Source organism: Xenorhabdus bovienii (assembly GCF_024721015.1).
Lineage (GTDB): Bacteria > Pseudomonadota > Gammaproteobacteria > Enterobacterales > Enterobacteriaceae > Xenorhabdus > Xenorhabdus bovienii.
Map to the genome: position 1 here is coordinate 138,638 of NZ_JANAIF010000001.1, position 15,291 is coordinate 153,928.

Below are 15,291 nucleotides of genomic sequence, written 5' to 3' on the forward strand. Positions count from 1 at the left end.
TTGATTATTTATTCATTTTGTATTTAGGAATAATCAATGGCTTGTCAGATTCAGGATCACGGATAATTCTGCATTCCAAACCAAAAACATCTGCAATACTTTGTTCAGTGACAATCTCTTCAGGTACGCCTTCGGCATAAATTTGACCATTTTTCATCATGATCAAATGTGATGCATAACGCAGCGCCAAATTAATATCATGCAATACCAACACCAGCGTTTTTCCTTGTCTGTGCAGACGCTGACATAAATCGAGTAACTCAATTTGGTGCGTAATATCCAGATAAGTGGTCGGCTCATCCAACAGAATGATCGGAGTTTGCTGTGCCAATGTCATAGCAAACCAAGCGCGCTGGCGCTGACCGCCTGAAAGTTCACTGACCAATTTCTGCGACATCTCATCTAAATCCACCGCCTGCAATGCTTCATTAACCACGCGCTCATCTTCTGCTGACCATTGCCGCAGGAAAGATTGATAGGCATAACGCCCACGGGAAACTAAATCATAAATTGTCAGTGCCTCCGTCACGGTGGCGCCCTGCGTCAGCAGTGATAGCTCGCGCGCCACCGCCTTTGGCTTATAACGATGGATATTGATTCCATCAAGCTGAACTTCACCTCGCTGTGGCTGCATATTTCGACTGATAGCGCGCAACAGTGTTGATTTTCCACACCCGTTAGAGCCAATAATGACACTGAATTCACTATCGTGAATCGCGAGATTCACCCCTTCAATAATGGTTCTTTTACCGTATGCCAGTGAAAGATCATGGGCTTTCAGCCGTGAAGTAACCACTGGGGAATTAGCATCCGATGACATTATCGCGTTCTCCTTAATTCGGCATACAGTAAATACATTAAATAGATACCACCAACCACCGCGGTAATCACTCCTACAGGCAAGCGAGCTACCGTTGGTAATATCAGGGTAATTAAATCAGAAGCCAGCATCAACAAAGCCCCCACCAAGGCAGAGCAAAACAATGCTGCGCCTTTCGCCCGTACCAACCGTCGGGCAATTTGTGGTGCAGACAGCGCAATAAAAGCGACAGGCCCCACGACTAATACCGACATTGTGGCAAAGGTTACGGCCAGCAATATGCTGACAATCCGGATGAAACGGACAGGTACACCAAGGGTATTAGCAATATCATCACCAAAATGGGTATAGTTCAATTGCCTGCCCAGCCAACACAAAAAGGGAATGAAAATCACCATGCCACTGATAAGCCCGACATCCTGCCAGCGTCGGCTGGCAAGGCTGCCACGCAATAGCGAGCTGATCTGCTGAGCCTGCTCAATACGAATATTCGAGATAGCAAAATCGACAAATGCCATGCAAAATGTGGCAACGGCAATCCCCGAAATCACTATTTTGTTAGCCTGCATGTTGCCAACACCCGAACCATTGCCGATATAAACCAGCAATACAGCAAGACAGGCACCCAATAACGCCCCCAAAGGAACCGGCAATATACTTGGCCAGAAAAGCAATGCAACCATGATACCGACAGCCGCTCCTGCATTAATGCCAATGATATCCGGGCTACCAAGTGCATTGCGGGTCGTCAACTGAAAAAGGGAACCGGACAGTGCCAGCGTCATACCTGCACCTATTGCCACCAGCGCTCTGGGTAAGCGGATCTGCAACAGGATAAATTCCTGATAAGGCGTCTCCATCGCCAGAAAAGGATTATCCATGCCTTCTCGGCCTAACGACAAAGCCAGATAAAAGAGCGCCACAAGCAGCAGCAACATTGACAGAGTCACTCTGCTCGTATGCGATGAAGGCGCAATAAAGACGGCATTGCCCAACGTGAAGGTTTTGATTTTTGGCTGCCCTGCCGTGAAATTTATCTGCGCCATGCTCTACTCTGCCATTATTTTCTGTGAACGATTTTTAGCGACCAGATAAAGCAACGGAGCACCCATGCCAGCCGTAATAATACCCACCATGATCTCTTGTGGCGCAATCAGCAACCGGGCCACGACATCTGAGATAAGCAGCAGACAGGGGCCAGCGAACAGGCAGTAAGGTAACAACCAACGAAAATCACTGCCTACCAGTGCACGCATTAAGTGCGGTGCGGCCAGACCAATAAATGAGATTGGGCCGGCCATTGCCGTCGCTGTGGCTGCCAGCATGGTAACCATCACCAGCGATAATATGCGGGTACGGGCAACATTCGCCCCCAGAGAACTGGCAATCCCTTCACCAAAGACCATCACATTCAGAGAAGCACTGAGCGAAAGTGTCACGACCACAGCCACCAGCAAATAAGGGATCAACAAACTGGCTTCGTTCAACGACATTGCACTTAAAGAACCAATTGTCCAGAAACGATAGTTGTCCATGGCCTGTGCATTTATCAGAACGATACCTTGCACCAACGCAAACAGGCAGGCATGGATAGCCGCTCCCGTCAAAACCAAACGTACAGAGTTTGTATTGCGAGGCCCTCCACTCAACAAATAGAACAGCAATGTTGACAGACTTGCACCAATAAAAGCGGTCCAAAAACGCGGCAGTATGTCCAGAGCAGGAATAAAAGAAAAGCAGACTACGGCAGTTGCCGCACCTGCATTGATACCGAGCAGACCGGGATCACCCAGCGGATTGCGTAACAGCCCTTGGGTTACTGTTCCCGCAAGCGCCAGTGCCGCTCCCGCCATTAAACCAATCAGTGTGCGAGGTTCACGGGCATTAATGACCAAATCGTAATAACTGCCTTGATCTCCCAACCAATAATGCTGCCAGATCGCTGACAGCGGCAATGATTTTGAACCCAAACTCAAGCTCGCAACAATGCAAAGACAGGTTAGCAATGCCATTAATACCAAACCCAATATGAGGGCAGTTCGCCGTTTAGCGTTCATTATGTTTTGCTATCTCCTGCTTCAGCAACGGCATAAACCTTGACAACCCCCAACGCAGACTGAGTGGTGAGCCATAGGACATGGACATTACAATTGACTGATCGGTCAACGGAATATATCCCCCTTGGCGAACAGCGCGGATAGAGCTAAACAGAGGCTGTGCTTCCGTATCCTGGCGCTCTTTTTCGCTGGAATACCAAGTCACCAGAATATCCGCACCATTGAGCAAGTCGGCGTTTTCCAAACCGATATTGGCTGAAAAACTACCAAAAGGCGCAGTTAAGGTGTCAGCCAACGGGAGCAAAGACAGGCCAAGATGTACCATCGTATCAACGCGTGGATCATTTTTGACATAGATCGACAAAATGTTCCCTGTCGTTCCCGCCTTAATATAAGCAAATCGATAACGCCCTACATTAGGAACCGTGCTGCCTGCCTGTAACAGCATTGTATCCAGTTCGGCACTGAGTTTTTCTCCCAGTTGTATTTTATCCAATGCATGAGCTACCAGCGCTATCTGCTGCTGTGGTGTCGTCTGCCACGGTTTTTCCGGATAAGCAATCACAGGAACAAAATGGGACAGATGATCGTATTGTTCCTGCGTGATGCCCGATTGCGTTGCCAAAATCAAATCTGGCTTCAGACTGATAATTTTTTCGATATCCAGTTCAGGGTACATCTCGATAATGACTGGCAGTTTTTCGCCACGCCGTTCTATCTCGTCCCTAAACCAAGGCAAATAGCCTTCAGCGTCTCCGCCCCAGCGATGAGATTCAATCCCAATCGGAATGATTCCCAGATCCAGCAAGATATCTTCGCTGCCCGTTCCCAACGCCACAATCCTTTGCGGCGATTGGTTTATTACCGCCGTTCCCAGCGCGGTGGCGATCGTTTTAGGATAGCCAACGGCATCCGTCGGTAAATTTTTTGAGACCGCTGGCTTATCACAGCCTACCAGCAAACTTACCAGCAATATCAACGGCACGGCGACCAGCATTTTGCAACGTGTTAATACCATTACCAGTAACCCTTTACAGCCCGTTGTTGTTCAGATGAATAAAAATACATCGTCGCCGTCCGTGATTTTCTTAAAATTTATAACTCAATGTTGCTTCGACATTACGTGGTGCACCGTAGTAGTACTGGGTATAGCCCCCGAACGAGGTGTAGTACTTCTTGTCAAAGAGGTTATTCAAGTTCACGCTCAGAGAAAGATCCGGTGTAAATTGATAACGTCCCATCAACTTAACTGTGGCAAAGCTGCCTTGCTTATCTTGGCGTTTACCAGTAGGCGTATCAAGCTCCAACCACGTTTTGTCCTGCCAGTTGACACCACCTCCAAGCGTTAAATCGCTCATGACACCCGGCAACGTATACGTTGTGAACAGTTTAAATAACCGACTTGGGTTATCCGTATTGATACGCTTGCCCTTTGGATCAGTCGCACGGAATTGGGTGTAACCCGCATAAATCCGCCAATCATCGGTAATTTGACCACTAACTTCAGCTTCGAAACCACGGGTTTTTACCCCATTGAGCACATAATAAGTTCTGATGTTATCTGGACGTCGTGGAGCAGTGCTATCCCATTCCGTAAAATTATCCTGACGGATATCAAAAATTGCCAATGAGTAATCAAGACCGTTATCCAAAGCAACACCCTTCAGACCCAGTTCATAGTTTTCACCTGTGACTGGTTTAAGGAGTTGGCCATTACGGTTAATTCGACTTTCTGGATCAAAGATTTTGGTATAACTGCCATAAACGGAGAAGTCTGGCGTAATGTTATAAACCAACCCACCATACGGTACAAATTCATCACTGTAGCTGGCATTTTGTGGCACATCGAAATTATCACCACGAGTTTTCCAACTGGTGAGACGGCCACCAAGAATCAATGTTACAGGATCAGCGAGTGAGATTTGAGTGACGGCATAGCCCGCGGTTTGTTCGTTATAGCCATCAGAGCCAGTTGTTCTGTTTTTACCCCACGTTGGTTCAGCATAACCCCATGAAGATTGAGTAAAATCCCCTAAGTAATTACAATTATTTCTTTTTCCTGTTCTTTCTTGATCTTTTTTAACAGAATTTTCCTCACGCATACAGGTGGCGTAATAGTAATCATTCTGGAAATTCTGTTTCTGATAATTCAGACCAAAGCTGGCGTGATGGGTACGCCCAAGCAATCTATAGTCACCGTTTACCTGCAAATCGAAATTACGCTGGCGACGAGTTCCATCAATCAACGTCATGTTGCCCGGATACATTCCCTCATTAGTCACCCGATCAGGAAAACCCGTTGCCCACAATACTTTCTGGTCAAGAGTACCGTGATCATAAGTAAAGGTTCCTTTCACACTCCAGCCATTATCAAATTGGTGTTGCAAACTGGTAAAGGTAGAGAATGAGCGGACTTTAGAAAACGCCCAATCAGGCGCATAACTGTCACTGCGTTTGTAATCGGTTTTACTGCCATCTTTAAAATAAATAGGCAAACCACCAAACATACCGCCACGGGTATGGTTAATCTGATAATCCGCACCGACGGTCAGCAAAGTATTTTCTGTCAGATCCGCTTCAAGAATGCCATAGAAGGGATACTTCTCATGTTTGTCACGATCAATAAAAGAATTGGAACGTTGATAAGCGGTGACAAAACGCCCTCTGACTGTCCCGTCTTCATTTAATGGGCCAGACAGATCAAGGCCAGTCCGCCATTTATCCCAAGAACCACCGCCCAGCGTCATTTCACCTCGGAAATCTTGGGTTGGACGTTTACGGATCACGTTAACCGCTGCTGAAGGTGTGCCTGGCCCCACCATTAGGCCAGCCGCTCCACGCACCACTTCAAGGCGATCAAAAATGGTGGTATCCATCAGGTTATCACCATAATTAAAACGGATATCATAAAAAGTCGGCACGCCATCACGTAGCATGTTTTTAACCGTCATACCTCTTGAAGTGAAAGTAAAACGATCACTGTCAGCCTGGCGGACAGTCATACCGGTAATACTACCAATAGCGCTCTCAACACTGCTCAGATTTTCATCCACCATCCGCTGTTTGGTCATTACGCTAACACTTTGTGGTGTTTCACGGGCAGACATATTCAAACCTGTCGCGGTCACCATTGAGGAGGTGTTGTACATTCCAGTGTCTTCCGTTACACCTTCATGCCCTGGCGCTCCTGCCGTTACGATAATTTTATCGTTTTTACTCTGTGTTTCTTCTGCCATAGCCGTGCTATTTCCCGCCAAAATCAGCGGGATCATGAGAGAAAGCACTTTTTTCTTGGTCAAATGATTCGGTTGCAAAATTGGATTTATCACTCTACTTATCCCATTACCAAATTGATTTGTTATTATTTTTACTTTGACGTACCCATCAGTTATCTGTCTCAACAGTGACAGCGTATTTTTCGCGTAGGGCGTGAAGTGGATTAACTAAAGTTCCGGCAAATTTCAGGTTCTTTTCACGATCATCGAGATCAATCATCTGCTGGTTATTCGCCATTTGCAGGCGATTCAAGCAAGTACGCACAAAATCATGCTTAAACAGATCAAATTTGCGGAATTTTTCTATCTGATTCAGATGTTGTGACTGGTAGTTGTAAACACACTGAGCCACTAACTCCCAAAAGCGCGCTTCTGGCAATGCAAGATGTTTTTGCAACAGAGGGGTCAGATAGCGGAAGAAACAGTCAAAGATATCAAGGAAAATATAATTAATTTTCATTTCATCCTTGATGGTGACATGCAGGAAATCAATCTCTTCAGGGAGTTGGATATCTCCATTCAAAATTGCAATTTCTTCACCAATATCTTTCATTAACATTTTTACCGGTACATTGTTTTCCAATACCAGCATCAGGTTTTCGCCATGTGGCATAAAGACCAGATCATAAGTGAAGAAAGAATGTAGCAGTGGAGAAAAATAGGCATCAAGATAACGCGTTACCCACGCTTCCGCCGATAAACCTGAATCCTTAACCAAGGCAGCAACGACCGCATCACCTTCTCTATCAACATGTAACAATGAAGCCATGGTCATCAGACGCTGAGTTTCTTTCAGAATCGTCATTGGGCTTTCACGCCATAACGCTGACAACATTTTTTTATGCGGATTATCTTTTTTAATTGCTGCTTCAAAGTAATGATTGAAATAGCCTATTGCTGCACGTTCCCGCAATATGGTGAACCCTTTTTCCTGAAAGAAAACATCGGATTCTACTAAATGATTGAGCCACTCATTAATTTGCGGTGTCGTCACCATGCTATGCGGGTCCAACCCACGCATAAACCCCATATTGAGGACTGACAGCGCCGTTTTCACATAATTTTTCTTGGGCTGGCTGATATTGAAAAATGTGCGAATAGATTGCTGGGCAAGGTAGCGATCATGGCCTTCACCAAGATAAACAATTTCTTGGTTGGCAATATCTGCCGCAAAACTGATGGCAATACGGTGCAGCCATTGCCAAGGATGCACAGGCATCAGGTAATAATCTGACAGATTTAATCCCAATGTCTGCATGTGTTGTTCAAAACGGGCTGGCAAATATTTTTCCAGTTCTTCTGCCACCAGCTGTGAATAAGAGAGCGAAGATAATGCAGAAAAAACGGTTTTATTCCGATGCACGGCAATCCAAATTAATGTCACTGGATTTGCGCTTTCTGGTGCATAGTGTAAATAATCATCAGCATCAAAACCAATACGGCCGTTATTAGCAATAAAGACAGGATGCCCTTCAGTCATCGCTGTTTCCACAGCCTGATAATCAGCTTGAGCCAAGTTCTGTGCGGTCAGCCGATTATTTTGATATTTAAAAGCGTAGCCATAAAGCGTGCTGGATATTTCATCAAGATAAATAGGCAGCATCTTCTCAGAAATATCCAACAGTGGATGCAACTCAATAATCAGTTGAATGGCATCAAGAGGCTGCGGTTGGTTATGACTGAATTTCGTTATTGACGCAACATCAATATCCAGATGGTCAAGTTGGTAGGATTGTGCCTTAAAATGGTATTGAAATTGATCAATTTCAATCGAATAAGATTTATCCGTGCTCTGATTTACCGGAAAGATTAATTTCTCATGCAAAAGTTCACGCAATATTTTTGCTACAAGATGCCTATTAGCATGTAACCAGCTTTCTCTAGTTAAATGCGAGGTTTGAGGACTCAATTTAGTGTACAACGGACTCATTTAATAAAACCCTTCATTCATATCCAGCATCATCCCGTTTCCATGCATAAACATGACTGACAGGGTAGATACACCTATATATAAACTTTGGATATTGCTATCCAGCTCTGGGGGGGGTTAATTCTAGCTCACTAAAATTACGATCTTTCTATTTTTTCTTGCATGGATGATAATTAAAATCATTACTATTAACAACCATAAAATGTAAAGACTTTAAATGAAATTTTACTAAAGAATGGGGCAGAAGATAAGTAACGACCAGATTAACCATGTAAATGGCATGGTTTTTTTAGATATACTGTTTAAAATTTTGCAGTTATAAAACGCAATATCTTTATAATTAAAGAACGATATTATAAATTTTATATTTAATTACATCAGTAAAATATTTCATAAAATTTTTAATAGAAATAATTTTAATGAATTAGTGGTAAAATAAAGGCTCTGGTTAAATAACCAGAGCCTTATTAAGGTACTTTAATCTCTGTATCAGGCTTTATTCTGGCGCCACCATTCCGCCAGCATAATACCTGTTGCGACAGAAACGTTCAGGCTTTCTACTCGACCCGTGCCACCAATCGAGAGACGGATATCACCATCTTCCCAGGTACTGTCACTCAAACCATCACTTTCCTGACCCAAGACCAAAACCATTTTTTCCGGAAGATCCGCTTTGGCTAGCGTTGTGCTTCCCTTATGGCTTGAGGTGGTCACAATGGTATAACCTGCACAGCGGAATTGGTTCAACGTCGTTGTGAAACCATCAGCATCAATACCTTTGATGTGCTCCGCCCCACCTTCAGCAGTACGAACAGCCGCACCCGATTCCAGCATCGCCACATCCTGTAATATCACGCCCTGCACGCCAAAATGAGCGCAACTGCGCATAATTGCCCCAAGGTTGTGCGGATTGCCCACATTTTCCAATGCCAGAACACAGTCTTTTGCTGGTGCTTGCTGCAAATAAGTTTCTACATCCAGCCCATTACGCTTTTTAATCAGGAAGCATACGCCACCATGATGCTCAGTGCCTGATGCCTTAACTAACTCTTCATCATCAACCACATGGTAAGCCTTGCGATTTGCCGCCATCCATTTCAAAGCATCACGAAAACGAGGTGTCACTGATTGGACAAACCAAGCTCGGACAATGGCTTCTGGACGGTTCTGGAACATCGCCTGACAGGCATTTTCACCATAGATCCGAGTCTCTTCCAGCCGCTGACGGCGAAGCTGTTCAGGATCAATCTGGCTTTTACCGCTGATACCGCCATGATCAGGCGTCAAGGATTCTTCTACCGGGCGGGAGACTGTTTTCCAAGGAGAACGATCACCTGAATACTCTGGACGTTCATTATCACGACGCCGCCCCCCCTGATCGCGTCCCTTACCAGACGACGGGCGTTTATTGTTATTACGACTGTCATTGTTGCTGCGGCGGTCATTGTTGTCCTCACTACGGACATACATCACTTTGACTTTGCCATTTTTACCACTATAGGAATCGTTCATTCATTTCTCCAACTGCGTTATGGCGCGCAGATTACCCGATGTACGCGCCCGAAGCTACCTCTGGCAACGACAATCCATTAAAATACCCGCTAATTTTTTATCGGCTTTATTCACAAACATGTTTGAGTTCCTAAATGAGAAATAACAACACCGTTTATCAACTTCGCCAACAGCGTCTAGCCCGCTCTACCCGTCCCTTTCAGGCAAGGGGCTGCCGAGTGCAGCGTTGCCTGCATTGTTTATTACCCCAAAAAAGCTGCCTATGTGAAACAATTTCACCAGTAAACGCGACTAGCCGCTTCTGTCTCATCATGTTTGATACTGAGCCAATGAAGCCCAGCAATACGGGAAAGTTGATTGCCGATATTCTGCCCGATACACACGCTTTTCTCTGGTCAAGAACCGAGCCTGATCAACGAATGCTTGAAGCGCTGCGCGACCCAACTCGACAGCCCTATTTGATCTTCCCTGAGAGTTATGCCACACCTCCCCGTACTGTATATCAGCAACTCCCTGATAACCAGAAGGCGCCGCTATTCATTATATTGGATGGCACTTGGCCAGAAGCAAGGAAAATGTTTCGAAAAAGCCCATATTTGGACGATATCCCCCTATTATCTATCAATAATTGCGCCAAAATGGATTATTTACTGCGGATACCATCCAGAAAAGAACAGCATTGTACTGCCGAAGTCGCAGCAGCTGCACTTGAGCTGGCTAATGACCTTGAGGCATCACAAACACTACTCAGCCATTTCAATCATTTTCGTGAACAATATCTGGCTGGGAAACCTCATCGTCAAGAGGAGTCAATCACAGTAATTCTTGACAATCCCCGCTAAAGTGTCTGATGGTGGCTAAAGTTATTCATAGTAATTGTTTAATCAAGGGTGATTGTTTATTGATGTGATAACTAATGAGGAACCCCAGAAATGAGTCAGCGCGGACTGGAAGCATTATTACACCCAAAATCCATCGCAGTGATTGGTGCTTCTGAAAAACCAGAGAAAGCTAGCTCCATGTTGATGCGGAATCTGCTAATGGGGCATTTTACTGGCCCAATTCTTCCTGTGACGCCGAATAAAACAGCTATTCTCGGAGTACTGGCTTATCCCTCTATTGATAAATTACCACTGACGCCGGATTTAGCCGTGATATGCACTCATCACAGCCGTAACCTATCTTTGCTGGAACAATTGGCGCAACGAGGATGCAAAACGGTTATTATTCTCTCCTCACCGCCTTCACAGTTTGCCGAATTGAAACAGTTCAGCCAAAAACATCACATCCGCATGCTGGGACCTAACAGCCTCGGTATTCTGGCTCCATGGATCGGGCTGAATGCCAGTTTTTCCCCTATTCCTATCCTCAAGGGCAAACTGGCTTTCATCTCACAGTCAGCAGCAATATCCAATACCATTCTGGATTGGGCCAACCACCGTAATATTGGTTTTTCCTATTTCATTGCATTGGGCGACAGTGTTGATATCGATATTGACGATCTCCTCGATTTTCTGGCGCGAGACAGCAAAACCAGTGCGATTCTGCTACACCTTGAACATATCAGTGATGCCCGTCGTTTTCTGTCAGCCTCACGCAGCGCTTCGCGCAATAAACCCATTCTGGTTGTAAAAAGCAGCCGCACCCGCAAAGCTCAGGAATTATTGGGAGAACAACAGAATTTCGATGCGGCTTATGACGCTGCGATTCAACGTGCTGGATTGTTGCGGGTACAGGATACGCATGAAATGTTTTCTGCGGTGGAAACATTAAGTTTTATGCGGCCACTGCGCGGGGAACGCCTATTGATCGTCAGTAACGGTTCAGCACCTGCGGCTATGGCGCTGGATGAGCTACTCAGGAGAACCGGCAAACTTGCAGTGTTAGGAGACGAAACTAGCAATAAATTGTCTGCTATTCTCCCCGATACCCTGATCCTGCGTAACCCTCTGGATCTCGGTGATGATTCTTCATCCGAACAATATATTGCCGCACTTAAACTCCTGCTCGATAGCCATGATTATGATGCTTTGTTGTTAATCCATTCACCCTGCGCCATCTCCCATAGTATGAATACTGCAATCAAAGTCATTCAGATTATTAAGGAACATCCACGCGGGAAGTGGCTGACAATCTTTACCAATTGGTGCGGGGAGTATTCTTCTCTGGAAGCGAGGCGTTTATTCAGTGAAGCGGGTATTCCCACCTACCGCACACCAGAAGGTGCGATCACGGCTTTCATGCATATGGTGGAATATCAGCGCAACCAAAAGCAACTCAAAGAAACCCCCGCTATGCCAATCGGCATTACATCAAATACTGCACACGCTCATGAGTGTATCCAGCAAGCCCTTAATAGCGGAAATACGCTATTAGATACCCACGAAGTGCAGCCTATTCTTGAAGCCTACGGCTTAAATACCTTACCGACATGGATCGCATATACCAGCGATGATGCAGTCAATATCGCCGAAAAGATTGGCTATCCGGTCGCATTGAAACTACGTTCCCCCGATATTTCCCATAAATCAGAAGTTCAGGGGGTAATGCTCTATCTGCGCAATTCTGATGAGGTAAAAACCTCAGCACAAGCGATTATTGACCGCGTTAAACAGAACTTCCCCCAGGCCAGAATTCATGGCTTATTGGTGCAGAGCATGGCTAACCGTGCTGGCGCTCAAGAACTGAGGGTAGCCATTGAGCAAGATGAGATATTCGGCCCCTTAATCATGCTTGGAGAAGGGGGTATCGATTGGATTAATGAAACGCAGACTGCTGTCGCCCTGCCTCCCCTGAATATGGCGCTGGCCCGTTATTTGGTGATTCAAGCGATTAAGGGCGGCAAAATAAAATCCGGTGGCTCGCTGCTGCCACTGGATATTCCTGCACTCAGTCAATTATTGGTCAGAGTATCCAATCTTCTGATTGACTGCCCACAGATCTCTCGTATGAACATTCATCCACTGCTGGCATCAGGTAGTGAATTCACTTTATTGGACGTTGCAATGGAATTAACGCCAGTAACAGGTGATCCTCACAATAAACTCGCGATCCGACCTTATCCCAATGAATTGGAAGAAACTATTTATCTCAAAAAAGATTTTGAATGTCTGCTGCGCCCAATCTTGCCGGAAGACGAACCCCTGTTGAAGACATTTATTAGTCAGGTAACAAAAGAAGATCTCTATTACCGCTATTTCAGTGAGATCAGCGAATTCACCCATGATGATCTCGCCAATATGACTCAAATTGATTATGACCGTGAAATGGCATTCGTCGCAATTCGTCATGCAGCAACTACACCAGAAATTATTGGTGTCGCCCGAGCGATGGCCGATCCCGATAATATCGAAGCAGAATTTGCTGTATTAATTCGATCAGATTTGAAGGGTATTACGTTAGGCTATCAGCTCATGACTAAATTGATCCATTATACAAGAGGCCATGGTATCCAGATGCTGACCGCCATTACCATGCCAGAAAACCGTAATATGATTCAACTTGCGAAGAAACTGGGATTTACTATTGATATTCAATTAGAAGACGGCGTTGTCAATCTTGTACTAAGACTTTAATCCTCGCTTTCGTGATAGATTGCACAGACTTAAAGCAATCAACACTTGAGAGTTAATTCATACTCACAATTAACCAAACTAATGGTATTATCGCCAGATCATTTTGATTCATACACCTGATGATGGAACTCCAACCATCCAAACTAAGAGAAAAAACGCACTGTGATGTTGTCTAAATTTAAACGAGCAAAACACCAACAACACCTTGCACAACTGCCTAAATTACCGCAGTCAGTTGCTGACATTAAGACACTTTATCAATCAAAAGTGTTCCGCAGCACCTTACTGGAACACATTGCGAACGCTGAAAAATATATTTATATCGCCGCCTTATATTTAGAAAATGACGACGCAGGGCGAGATATTATGAGTGCTCTGTATGTCGCCAAACAAAAACGCCCTGAGCTGGATATCAAAATTCTCGTTGACTGGCATCGTGCTCAACGTGGCCGTATCGGCGCAGAAGCAGCGGCAACAAATGCAGATTGGTATTGTTCCATGGCCGAAAGCTACCCTGATGCCAACATTTCCGTTCTAGGCGTTCCGGTGAATACCCGCGAAGCACTGGGGGTTTTGCATCTAAAAGGCTTTATCTTTGATGATACGGTAATTTATAGCGGTGCCAGTATTAATGATGTCTATCTGCATCGCCATGAAAAATATCGTTATGACCGTTACCATTTGCTGCATAATGCAAAACTCGCCGCTATTATGAAGCAGTTTATTGATGATAATATTCTTACCGCCGGTGCCGTAAAAAATTTAGCCAGTCACAGTCGCCCTCGTAGTCTTGAAATTAAAAATTTGATTCGACAGTTCCGTGCTTCATTACGCAGTGTTGAATACAGCATTGAGAATCAGGCTTCAAATGAGGAATTGGCAGTCACGCCTCTTGTCGGATTAGGTAAAAAAAATCTGCTGAATAAAACGATATGCCACCTGATCTCCAGTACTGAAAATAAATTGGTCATCTGCACACCTTATTTCAATTTACCGGCGGTTCTGGTGCGCGCAATATCACGATTGCTCCGACAAGGAAAACAGGTTGAGATTATCATTGGAGACAAAACAGCCAATGATTTTTACATTCCACCGGAAGAACCATTTAGGATCATCGGGGCATTACCTTATCTGTATGAAATTAATCTACGTCGTTTTACTAGCCGGCTGCAATACTTTATCGATAGCCAGCAATTAACCATTCGGCTATGGAAAGATTCAGATAATACTTATCACTTAAAAGGGATCTGGGTTGATAACAAATGGCAATTAATTACCGGCAATAATCTCAATCCACGAGCATGGGGACTAGATCTAGAGAATGCTATTCTCATTCACGACCCTTATCAGGAAATGCAAGAACAACGCACGTTAGAGCTGGACTGCATTCGTACTCATACAAAAATTATCAATGATTATCAGGAGCTGGAAAGTATACAGCTCTATCCGGTCAAGGTTCGCAAACTGATACGCCGTTTACGCCGCATCCGAGTCGACCGATTAATTAGCCGCATACTGTAAAATACATAAATAATTATCGGTTCATCAATCCCTTCTCGCTATCGCTAGAGGGGATTTTTTGTATCTTATTTATCAACAAGCTATGATTTACAGAAATATACATCATGGCGTAAATCACAATGATAAAACCCGTCATAAATATAATAAAAAATGTATTGGTAATCTTTCCTCTCCTATTTACAACCGCGTGTTCCAATATGTATCAGGCCAACGATATTTGGACAGGTAAAGATAAAGCTCAACATTTTCTATTTTCTGCAGCTATGGCGGCTGCGGGTAATGCTTATGGGGAACGTCAAAATTGGACACATCGGGAAAGTGCACAGTTTGGCCTACTCCTGTCTATTAGCTTTGGTGCAGCGAAAGAATTTTATGATAGTCGTCCACCAGGAACAGGCTGGAGTTGGCAGGATTTTGTTTATGATGTCGCCGGAGCAATGGCTGGCTATAGTTTGTATCAGTCTTTGAAATGATTTTTATGCTCCAAACGCAAAAAAGCCACCCGGTGGGGTGGCTTCTCTGGCTAAATAGGTGTCTGGCAGTGCCCTACTCTCACATGGGGAGACCCCACACTACCATCGGCGCTACGGCGTTTCACTGC

The 15,291-nt window shown here is 44.8% G+C and carries 11 protein-coding genes; 4 read left to right on the plus strand and 7 right to left on the minus strand.

Annotated elements, in window-relative coordinates; genetic code table 11:
• Positions 1-4: 4 nt before the first annotated feature.
• The 7 genes from NXS07_RS00575 to NXS07_RS00605 all read right to left on the minus strand — a co-directional run bounded on the left by NXS07_RS00575 (position 5) and on the right by NXS07_RS00605 (position 9,594).
• On the minus strand, positions 5-820 hold the full coding sequence (locus NXS07_RS00575; protein WP_258085969.1) for an ABC transporter ATP-binding protein: 816 nt from the start codon (positions 818-820) through the stop codon (positions 5-7).
• A complete protein-coding gene (locus NXS07_RS00580; RefSeq protein WP_038201283.1) occupies positions 820-1,866 on the minus strand; it encodes a FecCD family ABC transporter permease in 1,047 nt (348 codons plus the stop codon). The genes NXS07_RS00575 and NXS07_RS00580 overlap by 1 nt, the downstream gene beginning before the upstream one ends.
• A 3-nt stretch (positions 1,867-1,869) precedes the next feature.
• A complete protein-coding gene (locus tag NXS07_RS00585) occupies positions 1,870-2,877 on the minus strand; it encodes a FecCD family ABC transporter permease (protein WP_172664687.1) in 1,008 nt (335 codons plus the stop codon).
• Entirely contained in the window at positions 2,867-3,895 is a 1,029-nt protein-coding gene (locus NXS07_RS00590; RefSeq protein ID WP_038222309.1) for an iron-siderophore ABC transporter substrate-binding protein, read from the minus strand. The genes NXS07_RS00585 and NXS07_RS00590 overlap by 11 nt, the downstream gene beginning before the upstream one ends.
• 70 nt (positions 3,896-3,965) lie before the next feature.
• On the minus strand, positions 3,966-6,149 hold the full coding sequence (locus NXS07_RS00595; RefSeq protein WP_413743151.1) for a TonB-dependent siderophore receptor: 2,184 nt from the start codon (positions 6,147-6,149) through the stop codon (positions 3,966-3,968).
• A gap of 112 nt (positions 6,150-6,261) precedes the next feature.
• Positions 6,262-8,082: an IucA/IucC family protein gene (locus NXS07_RS00600; RefSeq protein ID WP_238098359.1), complete on the minus strand. Its 1,821-nt coding sequence runs from the start codon at positions 8,080-8,082 to the stop codon at positions 6,262-6,264.
• 489 nt (positions 8,083-8,571) lie between these two features.
• A complete protein-coding gene (locus tag NXS07_RS00605; RefSeq protein ID WP_038201299.1) occupies positions 8,572-9,594 on the minus strand; it encodes a tRNA/rRNA methyltransferase in 1,023 nt (340 codons plus the stop codon).
• A 134-nt stretch (positions 9,595-9,728) separates the two neighbouring features.
• On the opposite strand from NXS07_RS00605, the gene NXS07_RS00610 reads away from it, so the two are divergent.
• The 4 genes from NXS07_RS00610 to NXS07_RS00625 all read left to right on the plus strand — a co-directional run bounded on the left by NXS07_RS00610 (position 9,729) and on the right by NXS07_RS00625 (position 15,163).
• Positions 9,729-10,436, plus strand: a complete 708-nt coding sequence (locus NXS07_RS00610; protein ID WP_038225786.1) for a tRNA-uridine aminocarboxypropyltransferase — start codon at positions 9,729-9,731, stop codon at positions 10,434-10,436.
• A gap of 90 nt (positions 10,437-10,526) precedes the next feature.
• Entirely contained in the window at positions 10,527-13,169 is a 2,643-nt protein-coding gene (locus tag NXS07_RS00615; protein WP_038201302.1) for a bifunctional acetate--CoA ligase family protein/GNAT family N-acetyltransferase, read from the plus strand.
• Between the two features lie 162 nt (positions 13,170-13,331).
• Complete coding sequence (gene pssA, locus NXS07_RS00620; RefSeq protein ID WP_258085970.1) at positions 13,332-14,690, plus strand: CDP-diacylglycerol--serine O-phosphatidyltransferase; 1,359 nt, start codon at positions 13,332-13,334, stop codon at positions 14,688-14,690.
• A 119-nt stretch (positions 14,691-14,809) separates the two neighbouring features.
• Positions 14,810-15,163: a YfiM family lipoprotein gene (locus tag NXS07_RS00625; RefSeq protein WP_172664688.1), complete on the plus strand. Its 354-nt coding sequence runs from the start codon at positions 14,810-14,812 to the stop codon at positions 15,161-15,163.
• Positions 15,164-15,291: the final 128 nt, after the last annotated feature.

What these genes read in the sequence shown, in the direction of transcription:
- NXS07_RS00575 (WP_258085969.1), bottom strand. Translation starts at nt 820, where the DNA reads ATGTCATCGGATGCTAATTCCCCAGTGGTTACTTCACGGCTGAAAGCC.
- NXS07_RS00580 (WP_038201283.1), bottom strand. Translation starts at nt 1,866, where the DNA reads ATGGCGCAGATAAATTTCACGGCAGGGCAGCCAAAAATCAAAACCTTC.
- NXS07_RS00585 (WP_172664687.1), bottom strand. Translation starts at nt 2,877, where the DNA reads ATGAACGCTAAACGGCGAACTGCCCTCATATTGGGTTTGGTATTAATG.
- NXS07_RS00590 (WP_038222309.1), bottom strand. Translation starts at nt 3,895, where the DNA reads ATGGTATTAACACGTTGCAAAATGCTGGTCGCCGTGCCGTTGATATTG.
- NXS07_RS00595 (WP_413743151.1), bottom strand. Translation starts at nt 6,149, where the DNA reads ATGATCCCGCTGATTTTGGCGGGAAATAGCACGGCTATGGCAGAAGAA.
- NXS07_RS00600 (WP_238098359.1), bottom strand. Translation starts at nt 8,082, where the DNA reads ATGAGTCCGTTGTACACTAAATTGAGTCCTCAAACCTCGCATTTAACT.
- NXS07_RS00605 (WP_038201299.1), bottom strand. Translation starts at nt 9,594, where the DNA reads ATGAACGATTCCTATAGTGGTAAAAATGGCAAAGTCAAAGTGATGTAT.
- NXS07_RS00610 (WP_038225786.1), top strand. Translation starts at nt 9,729, where the DNA reads ATGAGAAATAACAACACCGTTTATCAACTTCGCCAACAGCGTCTAGCC.
- NXS07_RS00615 (WP_038201302.1), top strand. Translation starts at nt 10,527, where the DNA reads ATGAGTCAGCGCGGACTGGAAGCATTATTACACCCAAAATCCATCGCA.
- NXS07_RS00625 (WP_172664688.1), top strand. Translation starts at nt 14,810, where the DNA reads ATGATAAAACCCGTCATAAATATAATAAAAAATGTATTGGTAATCTTT.